Below are 15,787 nucleotides of genomic sequence, written 5' to 3' on the forward strand. Positions count from 1 at the left end.
ATTCTCGTCGGCGGATCGGCCGACACGTCCGACAGCGCATGCGCGCATGAGACCATGGGGGCCTCACAGCGAGAGGAGGCCGCGCGCGGTGTTGAACGACCCGGAACACTCCCCTTCGAGCCGGCTCGGCGACCGGATCATGGGCGACCTCCGCAACCGTTCCCGCGCGCACACGTCCACCCAGACGGTCCAGTCCGTCGGCGCGGGGATACTCGGCGGCGCGTACTTGGTTTACCTGGTCACGGCGACGGGCTCGTTCACCGACTTCGGTCGACTCGTCGATCCGTGGTGGCTGCCGATCAGCGCCGTCGTCGTGGTCCTGTCCGGATTCGCGCTGCTGGCGGTCGCGTTCACCGGGCGCATCGACCGACTGTTCCCGGCCGGGGCGATGTGCGCCGTGGGATATCTGGCCATGATGGGCCTCTGGTTCCTCGCGTGGAACGGCGCCGCGACCGACGTCGACGGCCGGTCGCCGACCATCGTCGTCTGGTTCACCATGCTCCCGGAGCTGGCGTCGCTCGCGCTCGTCCTCGCCGAACGTCCCGTTCTCGCCGCCGGGAACTTCGTCGTCTCCGGAATTCTCGGCGAGGCGGTCGCATCCGTCGGTCGGACCGGTGCCTACGGCGATCTCGAGTCGGCGATGCGGACCCTGTGGTCGCTCTCCTGGGGCGGCATCTTCCTGGCGATGGGCGTCACCGCCGTAGCGTTCGCCCGCCGACTCGACGACACCCGGTCGACGACCGTCGAAACCGTTCGCGACCGTGCTCGCGAGGACACCCGCGGCATCGAACAGCGGCGCCTCGACTCCCTCGTGCACGACCGGATCATCGCGCTCCTGCTCGCTCTGCGCCCGGGATCACCGGAACCGGAGACCGTCGCATCGGCGGCGTCGGTCCTCGATGAGCTCGACCACTGGTGGGACCGCGCGACCGACGCCGACTCCGACGGTCGGGAGTTCGTCGAACGACTCCGGGCGACGGTGGTCCTGCTCGGCGATCGGGTCGCCGTCCGGGCGGAACTGAGCGCCGCGCCTGCGACGCGATTCCCGTTCGAGGTCACCGAAGCGATCCTGGACGCGGTCGCCGAGGCGGTCCGCAACTACCACCGCCATGCGGGTGAGGGGGCCGACTGCCTGGTGATCGCCGTGATCGACGACGATTCGATCGCCGTGACCGTCGTCGACGACGGTGTGGGTTTCGATCCGGACGCAATCCCTCTCGGTCGGCTCGGCCTGTCGTTCGGGATCACCGGTCGCCTCGATTCCGTGCCCGGCGGAACCAGCAGTGTGCTCAGTGCCATGGGACAAGGGGTCCGCGTGCACGTGGGATGGGAGCGACCGTGACCGTCGAGGACGAGTCGGCACGAAACCCCGTCGCCCGCGGTCTGATCGCCGTCGTGCTGGGCGCGTATGTCTGCGTTCTCGGTGCATACACGCTGGTCTGCGGAATCCACGACTTCACCGCGGTCGGCTGGGTCGGGATGGGCATCGCCTTCACCTGCTACGTCGCGATCGCAGTCGTGCTGTGCGTGACCGTCGTCGACGACCTCACGGACGCTCAGGCGCGGATCGTCGCAGGACTCACCGTGATCGCGGTGACTGCGACGTGGGCGTCCGCGGCACACGCGTACACCGGTGCTCTGGGCGCGTACCAGCCGATGCTGTCGAGTTCCACCGTCGTGGCGGTGATCCTGATGCTGCGCGGCCGGTCGGCCCTTGCGTGGACGACGATTCTTATCAGGGTCGTGATCGGTCTCGTCCTTGGCCCCTTGACCGGGTCCGGATTGTGGTTCAACGCAGTGCTTCCACGCGCGAGCTTGACCATCCTGTTCGTCGCCACCTGTGCGGCCGTCTTGTTGGCACCGCAGATCGCCGAGATGCGTGCGCTCGGCATCCGCCGCCGAGACGCGAACTCCGGCACCGACCGCACCGCGGGCGTCGGACTCGCCGACCGCGGTGACCGGATCCGACGCATCGACGCCAGGGTCCGGCCGCTCCTGACGAAAGTCGCCGAGGGAGGCGATCTGACTGTCGGCGACGTGGCGTACGCGAGATTGACGGAGGCGAGACTGCGTGACGGAATCCGCGGACGAGGGCTCGACGTCCCGCGCATCCGCGACGCCGTGTGGGCCGCGCGTGCCCGGGGTGCCTCGGTGACGCTCCTCGACGACGGCGGTCTGGTCGACCTGTCCGCCGAACGGTCGTCTGCAGTGATCGAGTCCGTCGCCGACGTGGTCGACGCGGAGCTGGCGGACCTGAGTCTGGGCGACGTCGTCGTACGGATCGCTCCGGCCGGCCGTGATCCCGTCGCAACGGTGACGATCGTGTCGCAGACCTCGCGTCGGCGCGTCGAGTTCGGCGTCGACGGCTTCGTGCTGCGGACGGTGCGGACGTGAACGAGTATCGGCTGCGACGTGCGGCCGCCCTCACCGTCGCGGTGTGCACCGTCGTCGTCGCGTGCATCTCCGTCCTCGCCCTGGTGCGCGGCGCTCAGATCACTCGGTTCTGGTGGACGCCAGTGTCTCTCACGATGATCGTCGGTTCGGCGCTCGTCCTGTTCGTCGTGGCCCGCCCGGTCGCGGGTCGCGGCCTGGACGCGCTCGTCTACGCGATCCTGACCATCGGCGCAGCCAACCTGCTCGCCCTGGCCCTGTGGTTCGTGGCCTGGACGGGTCGGACCTCGGCGGTGGTCGGTTCGCCGCCGGTGTGGGTCGCCAACACGGTCGCGCTCCCCGCAGTCGCGCTCGCGACCGTCGCACGTCTGCGCTGGGCCATGACGTACGCCGTCGTCGCCCTCGGCACCCTGGCACTGGTGCAGCAACAGGCCGGATTCGGCGGCGTCGGCGCCGACGCGTTCGCCAACCAGGTCATGACACTCGCCCTTCTGGGGGTCTTCCTCACCATGCTCGCGGGCGCACTGCGGATCGCGCGCGACGTCGACGCGCGCCGCGCGGCCGTGCTCGTCGAGGCCGTCGAGTCGGCGACCGCTGCGGCGCGCACGGCCGAGGACCGCAGGCTCGACGTGGTGGTCCGCGACCGGATCATCGCGGTGCTGCGCGACATCGGCGTCGGCAGGCCCGACGAACGACACCGCGCCGACGCCGCCGTCGCGCTCGCCGACCTCGACGGCAGCCTCGCCGGCACGCATCGGCCGACCGAGACAGCCGCCGCCTCCGTCGCGATCCGTTTCCGCGAGACCGTCACCGCGTTCGGCGACGACGACGTGCTCGTGTCCATGGAGGCGGCCGTCGACGCGGCGGATCTGCCCGACGACGTGGTCGACGTCCTCGGCGACGCCCTCTCCGAGGCCGTCGGCAACGCCCTGACCCACGCCGGGCCCGACGCGTCGACCGTCGTCGTCGGGCGTATAGCGGACGCGGGAGTCCGGATCCGCGTGTTCGACGACGGCCTCGGCTTCGACCTCGATCGTGTCGCCGCCGACCGATCCGGAATCGCCCTCGGCATCGTGGGCCGCCTGGCCTCGTTGCCCGGCGGCAGCGCGGACATCCGCACCTCGCCGGACGAGGGCACCATGGTGTCGCTGGAATGGTCGCGCGCATGAGCGCCGACGTCGAGATGCCGGTGATGCTCGGCCTGCGCACCCGCAGTCTGCACGCGGCGCTCGCGGTGCTGCTGGTCGCCTACGTCGTGATCCGGGCGACCGCGTTCGGCGAACCGCGCGGACTCGATCGCTGGGTGCTGGAGGCGGTCGCCGTGATCGGCTTCGCGGCGGCGCTGCGCCTGGTGGTCGCCGGGAACGAGGACCCGATGCCGCCGCGGGACGCGTGGGCGGTCGCGGCGACGGCGGCCGGAGCAGTGACCGCCGCGTGGTGGGCGATTCCCGACTCAGCGGGGATCTGGGTGCAGCCCGGGACGGCGGTCGTCGTGTTCTCGGTGATCGCGGGCCTGCTCGCCCTGCGCGGTCGGGCGGTGTTCGCGTGGCTCACGTGCACGGGCGTTCTCGTCATCGCCGTGTTGTGGGCGCTCCAACGTGGCGGCACGGTGACCGCGGGTGGACAGATCACGCTGCGCATGGTGATGGCGCTCCTTCCGGCCACTCTGATGGCCGTGCTGGTCCGCCCGATGATTGCCTTGACCGGTGCGCTCGAGGCGCGGCGAGCGGCGACGGTCCGCACGGCCGCGGTCACCGCGGCGACCGCAGCCGAACGAGCCGAGCGACTGCACACTTTCGGCGCCGAGGTGCGCCCCTATCTGATGCGGGTCGTCGACGGTGACGAGTTCGACGCCGTCGCCGTCGAACAGGCCAGACTGCTCGAGAACGATCTACGCGACGCTGTTCGCGGCGGCGTATGGCGGACGCCGCAGACGCGTGCGACGGTGGCGTCCGCTCGCCGTCGCGGGATCGTGGTTCGACTTCTCGACGACAGTCCCGAACCGGTGTCGGTCGACGATGCCCGCGTACTCCAAGACGGACTCCGCAGCGTCCTCGACGCCGTGACATGCGGTGTGGTGACCGCGCGGATCCTTCCCCCGGGCCGGGACTCGTTCGCCGTGCTCACCGTCGTGACCGCCGACGGCACCGACCGTGCGGTCTGTGAACGGGGCCGAGGCGTCCTGCGCTGGTCCGGAATCGACTGCTGAGAACAGAGTGCGCACGAACGGTCAGGTGATCACCGTTCGTGCGCATTCTCTACTGCCGGGTCGCCGACCGTGCCGGGTTACCGGCCGTGGCTGGTCATCTGCGAGGCGAGTGCCTCGACGGCCGCGGCGGACAGCTTCCACGTGCCGTCCACCTGGACGTACTCGAAGTCCATGTCGACCGGTGCCGGGGCGTGCGGCGACGCGACCGCGACCGTCGCGGTGGCCTTCTCGCCGTCTGCCTTCACCGACTTCACCGTGTAGATGTCGGGGGTGTAGCCCGCCTTCGACGATCCCTGCGCGTATCCGATCAGGGCCGCCTTGACGCCCGGGTTCGTGATCTCGACGATGCCGTCCAGATCGGCTTCCGGGGTCGCCGGGTCGACGGCCTTGCGGAGGATGTCCTGTGCCTGGGCGTTGCTCAGTTCGGCGGACTGGTCGGCACCGGACTGGTCGGCACCGGTGGAGGCGGACGTCGTCGTCGACGTCGAGGCGTCGGCGCTCGAGTCGTTGTCGTCCGACGAGCAGCCGGTCAGCGCGATGGTCGCGCCCGCGGCGAGTGCGACGACGCCGACGAGTGGTCGACGCCAGGCGGGAGAGATGGTCATGTAAGGTCCTTTCCTCGTAATAAGGTGAACCTAACACAGCCCGCCGTGGCGGGTCAGCCGAGGACGGTCGCGTCGTCGAAGATCATCGACAGAGAAGACACCGAACTGGACATCAGGGCGCGCCGGGACAATCGCAGTCGCCGGAGGTCGCCGGCCATCGGGTCATCGCCCAGACGGAGCGTCGCGCCGCCGATCCGGGTCCGGGTGCCGCTGGTCGACGAGAGCCGCCACGGTGTGCGGCGAGTGACGCCGTCGAGCTGCGAGTACGACTGCAGGACGGCTTCGGATCCACTGTCGGGCACGCCGATTCCGCGTCGCACCGTCAGTTCGGCGATCATGCGACCGCAACGGCTGACCCGTCCGGTCTTGGTGGACGCGTCGTGATCGACGTCGAAGTCGGCGAGCACCTTGGGGAAGCCCCAGATTCCGCGTCCGGCAGCGAGGGTGAAGTCGCCGTCCACCGGGAGTTCGTGAATGAGAGCGTGGGCGTCGCCGGCCGCGAGCGAGCGCAGCGCGCCCAGCGGGGAGGTCCGCGGTCCGGCCGGATCCTGGAGGAGGAAGCACACGCCGAACTCGTTGTACGGTCCGAGATCGCCGTCGACGTAGTCGACGAAGACGATCATGCACATCGCGCGTCCCGGGCGGATCACGAGCGGCTGCAGATCGACGTCGCCGCGCGCCGCGATCGCCGACCGCACGGCACTCGCAGAGGCGGAGAAGCCCGCGACGAAGCATCGTGCGGTGCGGATGCGGACCGGCATGGACACGGTGGTGCCGAGGATCTGATGGGTCGAGTCGGACATGTGTCGACGGTAGGGCACCCGGCGCGGTCGTGGACCGCTTTCCCCGTGCCGGACACGACGCATCGTGTCATCACGGAGGGCAAGGCGTGCCACGTGAAGGGCAGAAGGTCCTGCGAAAATTTGCTGAGTCGGGATTTGTCGTCTGAATCCACTACCGTGAAGAAAGGAGGCCGGTATCGAGTGGGCCCGCGAGAAGAGAAGACGAGGACCTCGAAAGATGACGGATTCAGAGCCGCAAGTGGCAGTGCGGGTCGGAATGGTCGACGACCATCCGTCACCGGTGTGGGGGATCGATCGTTTGCTGGAACCGCAGCCAGACCTCGACTTCGTGTGTGCGGCGGCGACAGTGCCCGAACTCCTCGCGAAATCAACGGATCTGGACGTCGTCATCCTCGATCTCCGGCTGAACGACGGCACGACTCCTCGTGAGAACGTCGAACAGCTCGCCGAGCGCGGGATCGGCACCGTCGCGTACACCTCCGGCGAACATCCGGACCTGTTGCGGTCGGCGGCACGGGCGGGCACTCTCGGCGTCGTTCTCAAATCGGCGTCCGAGGAGGAGATTCTGCACGCCGTGCGAACGGCGGGCGCCGGTCGGGAGGTGCTGACCACCGAGTGGGCCGCCGCGATCGACGGCGACCCCAATCTCGACGCGGTCGATCTGAGCCCGCAGCTGCAACGCGTGCTGACCCTGTACGCGTCGGGCGGAACGTCCGCGAGCGTCGGTCGGGAGCTCGGTGTCGCACCCGACACCGTCAACGAGTACCTCAAGCGCATCCGGCAGAAGTACGCCGATGCGGGTCGCCCGACACACACCAAACTGGATCTCTTCAAGCGGGCCGTCGAAGACGGCTGGCTCCCGATGCCGCACCGGCCCCGGAAGGGCTGATTCGGGAGGCGCGAGCCGCGCACGCCGATCTGACACGTGGTGTCACTAGATCTGGGTCTACCGGCGGATGTCGTGCGTTCGTATGGTTGGTTTCATGCCTGTAGAGGGGATTGCCCGAAACGCAGGCGATGACGTCATTGGTCGGGTAGTCACCAGGAGGTTCATCCCATGACCGTTGCAGAAGTCGATCCGATCGCGATCCCCGAACGGGCGTCGGTGCTCGTGGCGAAAGCGCCGCAGCTGGCCGCTGTCGGCCGATCATCGGTCCGCCCATCGCTCTCGTCGCGAGAGGTCGAGGTTCTCCTGGCATGGCTCGCCTCCGAGTCGAAGGAGGACGCCGCCGCGCGTCTGTTCATCTCGGCGTCGACGGTGAGTACCCATATCTCCCGCATCCGGGCCAAGTACGGCGCGGTGTCGCGGCCTGCGCCGACCAAAGCGCATCTGCTGGCGCGCGCTCTGCAGGACGGCTACACGACGCTCGACGTCTGGTGACCGCCAGGCGGTGTCGGTGACCGTCGGGTCGCTCCTGGGCAGGGGCGCACGACGCCGCACCGAGGGCGCCGATCGCGGTCGACTGCGCGGGGAGGCGCGGCTCGGCGGGCCGACCGACAGCGACCGGATCGTGATCGTCATCTCGACGATCCTCGGCGTCGGCTACCTCGTGTACGCGGGCGTCTCTCTTCCCGTGATGATCGAGGAGGCCGCCGGAGTAGTCGCGGGCTGGTACCCGGCGTTCTGCATCGTCGTCGTCTTCGCTCCCGGGCTCGCACTGTTCGGTGTGCGGTGGGCGCGTCGTCCGGCCGTCGTCGGATCCGCGGTGGCGCTCGCGTGCCCCGCCGCCACCCTCGTCGCAGCCGCGGTGTGGGTTTTGGCTGGAACCGGCGACTCGGTGGACCCCGCTGTCTGGATGCTCGACTTCGCGGGATTGCCCGCGGTGGCCGTCGCCGTCGCGCGACCGATGCGAGAGGCCCTCGTCGCACTCGTGATGTGCAAGGCTGCGGCTGTCGCTGTCGCACTGGCGCACAGCCCGACGACCGACGTCGGCGCGATGATGCGTGAGGGCGCCTTCGGCATGCTGTTCACCTCGGCCTTCGTCTACATCACCGCGATGGTCGTGCGGGCGGGGAGTGCCCTCGACTCGTCCCGCTGTGAGGCCGCCGACCTCACCGCGGTGGGCGTGCGCAACGCCGAACTCGCGCGGATCGACGGACTCATCCACGACCATGTGATCTCCACGCTCGTCGCGGTGACCGCCGACCCCGCCGACCCGCGCGTCGTCGAGGCGGCGCAGGCCGCACTCGCGCGTCTGGACGCACTGGCCGCCGACGACGGCGACGACGAGGTGATCGCCGAGACAGAACTGGTCGCGAGGATCCGCACCGCCGTCGATCCGTCGGTCGCGACGGTCGTCGACGTCTCCCGCGACCTGGACGGCTGCTACCCGGTCGCGGTCGGTCGGAGTCTGGCCGAGGCGGTGGGCGAAGCCGTCCGCAACTCCCGGATCCATGCGGGCGAGCACGCCGAGTGCGTCGTGGCCATCGAAGTGACCGGTGATCGTGTGGCGGTCACCGTCGCCGACGACGGCGTCGGTTTCGATCCGAGCACCGTCGCGATCGACCGACTCGGGCTGGCGTTGAGCGTGCGTCGCCGGATGGGATCGCTCGAGGGCGGTCGCGCGCACGTACGCAGTTCACCCGGACGCGGCACGACCGTCGAACTGGAATGGATCCGGCCGTGACCGCGGCGCAGACCGGCCCGCTGCGTCGCCTGCGGACCCCCGAACGGGAGGACGCCTCGGCGGTCGTCGGACTCCAGGACGGTCGTGTCCAGATCGCCGCGGCTGTCGTGCTCGCCGGCTTCGTCCTCCTCGGGCTCACCGGGGAGGGCGTCGACAGCCCGTGGCTCTACACCGCGGCGTTCGGTCTTCTGGTCGTCGCCTGGGCGCTGCCGCTGCGGGCGCCGGGCACCCCGATGGACGGGCGGGCCGCGGCGGCTGTTCTCGTGTCCCAGAGCGTGGCCGTGATCGGAGTGGTCGCGGCGGTCGAGCCGGTGGTCCGTGGGCCGCTCATGCCGTGCGCGGGTGCGACGGCGATCGTCGGCGCCCTGCTGTGCCTGCGGGGCCGGGTCGGCACCGCCTGGATCGCCTTCGTCGTGCTCACCGCGATTCTGGTGATCGCCGGTGTCGTCCGCGCGCAGCCGCTGGACTACGTGCAGATCATCGTGCCCGGGAACCTGGGCATCGTCGTCCTGCTGAGCGTCTTCGCGTCCGTCGTCGCACCCCGGGCGGATCAGATCTTCGCTCTCCGGCGTCAGGCCAGACGCGCCGCGGCCGAGGTCGCGGCGCGCACCGTGCGCGACCAGCAGCTGGCGCGTCTGGACAACCGGGTCCGACCGCTCTTACAGCGCATCGCCGACGGGCAGGTCCTCACCGAACGCGAACTGAACCAGTGCCGACTGGTGGAGGCGCAGCTGCGCGATCGGATCCGCGCGCCCGGTCTCGACCTCCCTCACCTGTTCGACTGTGCCTGGGCCGCCCGCAGCCGCGGCGTCCGCGTGGTGCTGCTCGACGACGGTCCGACCACGTCCGTCGCCGTCGACGATCGCCGAGCGCGAATCCTGGCAGAAGCGAGTTCGGCGGCCGTGACGGTGCTGCGCGACGCGGCGTCCGGCGCCCTCGTCACCGTCCGACTGCTCCCGGCAGGTCGGGACGCCGTCGCCACGATCTCCGTCGCGGTCGACGGCTCGGTGTCCCTTCAGGAGTTCTCCTGAGCGTCGATCGCGGGCAGTGCCTGTCGGACGCCCGGGCGGATTTGTCTCTGACCGGCAGGTTCGCCTACACTAGACCGGTTGCCTGCGGCGCTGCGCGTCGCAACCGGCACGCGAACCCACTCGGTGCGGATCCGTTCACGCGGAGAAGCCCAGGCAGGCGCATGTTCAGGTGGCAACAGACCATGCACGTCGGGTCGGCAATCCGGCGGGCATAGAAATCCAGGTCAAGGAGACAAGCAGTGATTCAGCAGGAATCCCGCGTGCGCGTCGCCGACAACACCGGTGCCAAGGAAGTCCTTTGCATCCGTGTCCTCGGCGGATCGTCGCGTCGTTACGCCGGCGTGGGCGACGTCATCGTCGCCACCGTCAAGGACGCCATCCCGGGCGGCAACGTGAAGAAGGGTGAGGTCGTCAAGGCCGTCATCGTTCGCACCACCAAGGAGCGTCGCCGCGCCGACGGTTCGTACATCAAGTTCGACGAGAACGCCGCCGTGCTTCTCAAGAACGAGAGCGACCCGCGCGGTACCCGTATCTTCGGCCCGGTCGGCCGTGAACTGCGCGACAAGCGCTTCATGAAGATCGTGTCGCTCGCACCGGAGGTGATCTGACTCATGAAGATCCACAAGGGTGACACCGTCATCGTCATCGCCGGCAAGGACAAGGGCGCCAAGGGCAAGGTCCTCGAGGCCTACCCGAAGCGTGAGCGCGTCCTCGTCGAAGGCGTCAACCGCATCAAGAAGCACGTCGCCGAGTCGGCGAACGAGCGCGGTGCCAGCTCCGGCGGCATCGTGACCCAGGAAGCGCTGATCCACGTCTCGAACGTGATGCTCGTCGATTCCGAGGGCAACCCGACTCGCGTCGGCTACCGCCGCGACGAAGAGACCGGCAAGAACGTCCGTATCTCGCGCAAGACCGGGAAGGACATCTGATCATGACCGCATCCGAGAAGGTTCAGCCGCGCCTCAAGGAGCGCTACCGCTCCGAGATCAAGGACTCGCTGAACAACGAGTTCAAGTACGCCAACGTGATGCAGATCCCGGGCGTCGTCAAGGTCGTCGTCAACATGGGTGTCGGTGACGCCGCCCGTGACGCGAAGCTGATCAACGGCGCCGTCTCCGATCTCGCTCTGATCACCGGCCAGCAGCCGGAGATCCGCCGCGCCCGCAAGTCGATCGCACAGTTCAAGCTGCGCGAAGGCATGCCGATCGGTGCCCGCGCCACGCTGCGCGGCGACCGGATGTGGGAGTTCCTCGACCGCCTCGTGTCGATCGCGCTCCCGCGTATCCGCGACTTCCGCGGCCTGAGCGACCGCCAGTTCGACGGTAACGGCAACTACACGTTCGGCCTCAACGAGCAGTCGATGTTCCACGAGATCAACATCGACAGCATCGACCGGCCGCGTGGTATGGACATCACCGTCGTCACCTCGGCCACCACGGACGACGAGGGTCGTGCGCTGCTCCGCGCACTGGGCTTCCCGTTCAAGGACAACAACGCTAAGGACAACTGACATGGCAAAGAAGGCTCTGGTCAACAAGGCCAACAAGAAGCCGAAGTTCGCCGTGCGTGCCTACACGCGCTGCAACAAGTGCGGTCGTCCGCACTCGGTCTACCGTAAGTTCGGTCTGTGCCGCGTGTGCCTGCGCGACATGGCTCACGCCGGCGAACTCCCCGGCGTTCAGAAGTCCAGCTGGTGACTTCTCCTCGGATCTTCTCTCTGCGCTGATCCGAGGACGCTCATGACTGCGGCCCCGCCTCCCTTGTCAGGAGGCGGGGCCGCAGTGTTTGTAGCGACACGCGATGCGTCGGTGGGCTTCTCACCCGGGACGGGACCGCAGCAGTCTGTTCGACCGTGTCCACCCTGTTCCACCGTGTCCACCGAATCGTGTCGGGGCCACCAGGTGCTGCGCGGTCGCGCCGCCGGCGCCTCGGCGGGGCCGAGACGCCGGTAGTCGACTACTTGATGATCGCCGCGAGCTTCGGCGTCACTGCCTGGACCGCGAGCGCGATGGACTGCGGGGTCCCGGCCGCCAGGCCCTGATTGATCTCGTCGTTCTCGTCGATGATCAACGCCCGGCCGTCGCGCACGACAGGCAGCGAATCTATCAGTCGGTCCGACTGGAGTTCGGACAGCGGCTTCGAGATGGTCGTGAAGACAGCGGTCTGTGCGTCGAGGGCCGTGACCTTCTCGGCCGGGACGTTGACGAAGAATCCGCTGGTCTTGAGGTCTTCGACCGGCTTGTACGCGGCGAAGCCGAGTTCGGCGAAGACGTCGAAGCGGGCGTCGCCGCGGATGTAGGCACCGTACGCGTCGCCGAACTTCGCGGCGTAGACGAACGAGCGACCGGCGAACTCGGGGTTGGCGGTCTTGGCCTTCGAGATCACCGAATCGGTCTCGGCGACGGCGGCCTTCGCCTCTTCGGTCTTGCCGATCGCCTTGCCGATCAGTTCGGTCTGCTCACGCCAGTTGACGGCGAAGTCGGGAGTGCCCGCCGGTGCGGAGGCCACCGGTGCGATCTGGCTGAGTCGGTCGAACACCTTGCTGTCGCCGGACGCTCGCACATTGAGGATCAGATCCGGTTCGAGCAGTTCGATCTGCTCATAGTTGTATGTGGTGCCGGAATTCTTGATGACGGTCGGAGAATCGTCGCCGAACTTGTCTGTTGCCCACGGACCGACGCCCTTGTTCTCGTCGCCGAATCCCATCCAGTCGTAGATGGCGACAGGCTTGACGCCGAGTGATGCCGCGATCTCACCGTCCGACCAGCCCAGGGCGACGACGCGGAGACCGTCCTTGGACTCGCGGACTTGAGTGGTCGGGCCGCGGTCGACCGACCCGACGACCTTTCCGTCGGCGTCGTCGTTCGACGACGAACAGCCCGCAGCCACTGTCACGACGGCGGCCAGTGCGGCGAGCAGAGCCAGCAGTCGTGTTCTCGATCGCATCATTTCGGTTGCCTTTCTCACGAGTCCGTGGACTCTGTCTGGAGCCTGGCCGCGTGTGATCGCGCGGCTTGGTAGTTCGCGGTGTCGCCGGGAAGGGCCGAGACCTTCACCGCACCCGATGCGAGCGGAACGACCATCGGCGTCCCGGTCTCCGGATCGGCGATGATCCTGCTCGCGACCCCGAACACGTTCTCCACGTTCTCGACGGTGACGACGTCGGTCGGCGGTCCCTCAGCGACGACCGTCCCGCTTCGCATCGCGATGAGGTGAGTCGCGTACCGTGCCGCCTGATTCAGATCGTGCAGGACGGCGACCAGGGTGACACCCCGTCGGTTGAGGTCTGAGCACAGGTCGAGTACTTCGAGTTGGTGTGCGAGGTCGAGGTAGGTCGTCGGTTCGTCCAGCAGCAGTACCGGCGTGTCCTGTGCGAGGGCCATCGCGATCCACACGCGCTGTCGTTGGCCGCCGGACAACTCGGCGACCGGTCGGGTCGACAGATCCGTCAGCCGGGTCGCCTCCAGTGCGTACCGGACCGCCTCCTCGTCCTTGTCGGTCCACTGAGCGAACATCGACTGGTAGGGGAACCGCCCGCGTGAGACGAGGTCGACGATGGTGATGCCGTCCGGCGCGATCGACTGCTGCGGCAGGAGCCCGACCTCGCGGGCGAAGGCCTTGCCGTTCCACTGCTGCACGTTCTTGCCGTCGAGGAGAACGTGCCCGCGCGACGGTTTGAGCAGCCGGGAGAGCGCCCGTAGGAGCGTCGACTTGCCGCACGCGTTCGGTCCGACGATCACCGTGAACGAGCCGTCGGGGATCATCACGCTCAATCCGTCGATGATCGTCGCGTTGTCATAACCGACGGTGATCGTCTCGGTGCCGAGTCGACCGGTGGTCGCCGGATCGCTGGTTCTGGTGGTCACGACGCCGCCTTCCGAGATTGTGCGATGAGGAGTCCGACGAGATACACGCCGCCGAGCGCGGTGGTGACGACGCCGACCGGCAACTGGGTCGGAGCGAGGAGTGTGCGGGCGATCGCGTCGCTGAGCACCAGGAGTGCGGCGCCGACAGCCGCGGAGGTGACGAGTGGGATGCCGGGGCCGCGCGTGATGCGCGCCGCGACCTGTGGTGCGATCAGGGCGATGAACGCGATCGGGCCGGCGACCGCGGTGACGACGGCGACGAGGCATACCGCGATGCCCAACAGCCAGAGCTGGATTCGGTCGGTGTCGACCCCCTTGCTCTCCGCGGAGTCTGTGCCGAGTTCGAACATCCGCATGCTGGGTGCGAGATAGGCGAGCATCGGGACGAGGAGGACCAGGGCGATGGCCACGGGCACGATGTCGGTCATGGTGAGCTGGTCGAAGATGCCCTGACCCCAGGCGGCGGCCACCGCGGCGTTCTCGACGCTGGAGTTGACCAGGAGAAAGCTGTTGAAAGCGATCAGCATCGCGCTGATGCCGATGCCGATCACCACCAGTCGGTTGCCCTGCAGCCCCTGCCCCCAGGTGAGCAGGTAGATCACCGCACCGGTGCCCAAGCCGCCGATGACGGCGCCGATCGTCGCCCCGGAATAGCCGAGTCCGAAGGTCAGCATCGCCAGCAACGCTCCGGTGTTGGCTCCGTTGGTGAATCCGATGATGTCGGGGCTGCCGAGTGGGTTGCGGGTGAGTGTCTGGAACACGGCTCCGGACAGCGCCAGCGCCATGCCCGCGACGATCGCGACGAGGACGCGAGGCAGCCGACCTTCCACGACGATCCGGTTGACCGCCGCGGTCTCGTTACCGAGGATGGCGCTCGCCACGCGCCCGAGCGGCAGATCCGCGCCTTCGACGGACCCCAGGGTCAGCGACCAGAGAGAGACGCCGACGACGGCGACAGCGAGGACCAGGGTCACGGCGACGGCCCACAGATCGATCTTGACTCGGTGTCGTCCGAGTTGCACGAAGCGGATGCGGCGAGGCCAGATCTGCGGTGACGAAGCGACGGGCTCGACACCGGTCGTCGGTTCAGACCGGCTCACAGGGCGACTCCCTTCCTGCGGACGAGAATGATGAGGGCGGGAGCGCCGATGAACGCGGTGACCATTCCGACCGGCAGTTCGGTCGGTGTGACGACGCGGCCGACGACGTCCGCGGCCACGAAGACTATCGGGGCGCACAGCGCGCTCGCGGGAATGATCCAGCGCTGGTCGGGACCCACGACCATCCGTACCAACTGGGGGATCATCAATCCGAGGAACGTGACCGGCCCGATGGCCGCGGTCGCCGCCCCGCACAGGAGCGTCATGGACACGAAGCCGAAGGCGCGGACCGTGGTGACCGGGACACCGAGGGATCGCGCGCGATCGTCGCCGAGGCCGATGGCGTTGAGGTATCCGGTGAGGGCGATCGCGATGACGATTCCGACGGCGATGTACGGCCAGACGGTTCCCAGGATCTCCCCGCCGTGATCCTTCTGGAGCGAGCCCACCTGCCAGGCGCGGATCGAGTCGAACGCTTTGGGGTCGACCATCGTCATACCGAAGGCGACACCGGTGAACACACAACCGACCGCGACGCCGGTGAGAACGAGCTTCGCCGGTGCGGCTCCGCCGCGTCCGCGCGATCCGACGAAGTACACGAGGATGGCGGCGAGGAATGAGCCCACGAGAGCGAACAGCACGTTCTCGGACGTCGAGGTCGCGCCGAGGATGGAGAATCCGACGACCATGAAGAAGTAGGCGCCCGCATTGACTCCGAGGATGCCGGGGTCGGCGAGTGGGTTTCGAGTCATCGCCTGAATGACGGCGCCGGCCACACCGAGTGCGGCGCCCACGACGATGCCGAGGATCGTCCGCGGAATGCGGGTGGTCCAGATGATCTCGGCGGTGGTCGATCCGTCATTGCCGGTCCACAGGGCGTGCCACGCCTGCGCGGCGGTGATGTCGCCACTGCCGACGAGCAGGCTGAGCACGGCTACCGCGATCACGAGCACCGCCAGTACGGCCAGCGCAGACAGTCGGCTGCTGAAGCGGCCTCGTCCGATCGGCGGACGGTCGACCGGTCCCGGGGCACTGTCCGGGCTGGTCGCTCCCGGCCGACTCGGCGACTCCGTGGCGGTACCCTCCGCCACAGTCGTCTCCATCGCTGGATCCATCCGAACCTCAGCTTTCGGAGTCGGGCTTGTCGCACTTTAC

At 68.4% G+C, this 15,787-nt stretch carries 18 protein-coding genes; 12 read left to right on the forward strand and 6 right to left on the reverse strand.

From position 1 onward, the window contains the following. The first annotated feature begins 88 nt into the window (after positions 1-88). From BKA16_RS09105 to BKA16_RS09120, 4 genes are read left to right on the forward strand one after another with little or no spacing between them, the layout of a single operon-like run. On the forward strand, positions 89-1,342 hold the full coding sequence (locus BKA16_RS09105) for a sensor histidine kinase (protein ID WP_183370353.1): 1,254 nt from the start codon (positions 89-91) through the stop codon (positions 1,340-1,342). Next, positions 1,339-2,394 (forward strand): hypothetical protein, encoded by a 1,056-nt coding sequence (locus BKA16_RS09110; RefSeq protein ID WP_183370354.1) that lies wholly within the window; start codon positions 1,339-1,341, stop codon positions 2,392-2,394. Before BKA16_RS09105 ends, BKA16_RS09110 begins: the two co-directional genes overlap by 4 nt. Further along, the gene (locus tag BKA16_RS09115) at positions 2,391-3,560 is read left to right on the forward strand and encodes an ATP-binding protein (protein ID WP_183370355.1); all 1,170 of its coding nucleotides are present in this window, start codon (positions 2,391-2,393) and stop codon (positions 3,558-3,560) included. The genes BKA16_RS09110 and BKA16_RS09115 overlap by 4 nt, the downstream gene beginning before the upstream one ends. Further along, positions 3,557-4,600: a hypothetical protein gene (locus tag BKA16_RS09120; protein WP_183370356.1), complete on the forward strand. Its 1,044-nt coding sequence runs from the start codon at positions 3,557-3,559 to the stop codon at positions 4,598-4,600. Before BKA16_RS09115 ends, BKA16_RS09120 begins: the two co-directional genes overlap by 4 nt. Before the next feature lie 77 nt (positions 4,601-4,677). On the opposite strand, the gene BKA16_RS09125 is transcribed toward BKA16_RS09120, so the two are convergent. Both BKA16_RS09125 and BKA16_RS09130 read right to left on the reverse strand, forming a co-directional pair. Further along, positions 4,678-5,205: an MTB12 C-terminal domain-containing protein gene (locus tag BKA16_RS09125; RefSeq protein WP_246371697.1), complete on the reverse strand. Its 528-nt coding sequence runs from the start codon at positions 5,203-5,205 to the stop codon at positions 4,678-4,680. 53 nt (positions 5,206-5,258) lie between these two features. Next, a complete protein-coding gene (locus tag BKA16_RS09130) occupies positions 5,259-6,008 on the reverse strand; it encodes an acetoacetate decarboxylase family protein (protein WP_183370357.1) in 750 nt (249 codons plus the stop codon). 217 nt (positions 6,009-6,225) lie between these two features. Between BKA16_RS09130 and BKA16_RS09135 the strand changes: the two genes are divergently transcribed. The 8 genes from BKA16_RS09135 to BKA16_RS09170 all read left to right on the forward strand — a co-directional run bounded on the left by BKA16_RS09135 (position 6,226) and on the right by BKA16_RS09170 (position 11,363). Continuing rightward, positions 6,226-6,897 (forward strand): response regulator, encoded by a 672-nt coding sequence (locus BKA16_RS09135; protein WP_183370358.1) that lies wholly within the window; start codon positions 6,226-6,228, stop codon positions 6,895-6,897. A 168-nt stretch (positions 6,898-7,065) separates the two neighbouring features. Further along, positions 7,066-7,389 (forward strand): response regulator transcription factor, encoded by a 324-nt coding sequence (locus tag BKA16_RS09140; RefSeq protein ID WP_183370359.1) that lies wholly within the window; start codon positions 7,066-7,068, stop codon positions 7,387-7,389. Between the two features lie 16 nt (positions 7,390-7,405). Continuing rightward, positions 7,406-8,635 carry an ATP-binding protein gene (locus BKA16_RS24170; protein WP_183370360.1) on the forward strand — a complete coding sequence of 410 codons (1,230 nt, stop codon included), beginning with the start codon at positions 7,406-7,408 and terminating at the stop codon, positions 8,633-8,635. Continuing rightward, complete coding sequence (locus BKA16_RS09150) at positions 8,632-9,666, forward strand: hypothetical protein (protein ID WP_183370361.1); 1,035 nt, start codon at positions 8,632-8,634, stop codon at positions 9,664-9,666. Before BKA16_RS24170 ends, BKA16_RS09150 begins: the two co-directional genes overlap by 4 nt. A 239-nt stretch (positions 9,667-9,905) precedes the next feature. Further along, positions 9,906-10,274, forward strand: coding sequence for a 50S ribosomal protein L14 (gene rplN, locus BKA16_RS09155; protein WP_183370362.1), 369 nt, complete (start codon positions 9,906-9,908; stop codon positions 10,272-10,274). 3 nt (positions 10,275-10,277) lie between these two features. After that, positions 10,278-10,595: a 50S ribosomal protein L24 gene (rplX, locus tag BKA16_RS09160; protein ID WP_183370363.1), complete on the forward strand. Its 318-nt coding sequence runs from the start codon at positions 10,278-10,280 to the stop codon at positions 10,593-10,595. Positions 10,596-10,597: 2 nt separating this feature from the next. Beyond that, positions 10,598-11,176 (forward strand): 50S ribosomal protein L5, encoded by a 579-nt coding sequence (rplE, locus tag BKA16_RS09165; RefSeq protein WP_183370364.1) that lies wholly within the window; start codon positions 10,598-10,600, stop codon positions 11,174-11,176. A gap of 1 nt (position 11,177) precedes the next feature. Then, a complete protein-coding gene (locus BKA16_RS09170; protein WP_183370365.1) occupies positions 11,178-11,363 on the forward strand; it encodes a type Z 30S ribosomal protein S14 in 186 nt (61 codons plus the stop codon). 259 nt (positions 11,364-11,622) lie between these two features. Here BKA16_RS09170 and BKA16_RS09175 read toward each other — a convergent pair whose 3' ends face one another. Genes BKA16_RS09175 through BKA16_RS09190 form a run of 4 tightly spaced genes read right to left on the reverse strand, consistent with a single transcriptional unit; the run spans position 11,623 to position 15,735 of the window. Continuing rightward, the gene (locus tag BKA16_RS09175; protein ID WP_246371699.1) at positions 11,623-12,615 is read right to left on the reverse strand and encodes an ABC transporter substrate-binding protein; all 993 of its coding nucleotides are present in this window, start codon (positions 12,613-12,615) and stop codon (positions 11,623-11,625) included. A gap of 14 nt (positions 12,616-12,629) precedes the next feature. After that, positions 12,630-13,532, reverse strand: a complete 903-nt coding sequence (locus BKA16_RS09180; RefSeq protein ID WP_343067340.1) for an ABC transporter ATP-binding protein — start codon at positions 13,530-13,532, stop codon at positions 12,630-12,632. Next, the gene (locus BKA16_RS09185) at positions 13,529-14,632 is read right to left on the reverse strand and encodes an iron chelate uptake ABC transporter family permease subunit (protein ID WP_183370366.1); all 1,104 of its coding nucleotides are present in this window, start codon (positions 14,630-14,632) and stop codon (positions 13,529-13,531) included. The genes BKA16_RS09180 and BKA16_RS09185 overlap by 4 nt, the downstream gene beginning before the upstream one ends. Then, on the reverse strand, positions 14,629-15,735 hold the full coding sequence (locus BKA16_RS09190) for a FecCD family ABC transporter permease (RefSeq protein WP_183370367.1): 1,107 nt from the start codon (positions 15,733-15,735) through the stop codon (positions 14,629-14,631). The genes BKA16_RS09185 and BKA16_RS09190 overlap by 4 nt, the downstream gene beginning before the upstream one ends. Between the last annotated feature and the right edge of the window lie 52 nt (positions 15,736-15,787).

It is taken from the genome of Gordonia humi, from assembly GCF_014197435.1.
Classification (GTDB): Bacteria; Actinomycetota; Actinomycetes; order Mycobacteriales; family Mycobacteriaceae; genus Gordonia; species Gordonia humi.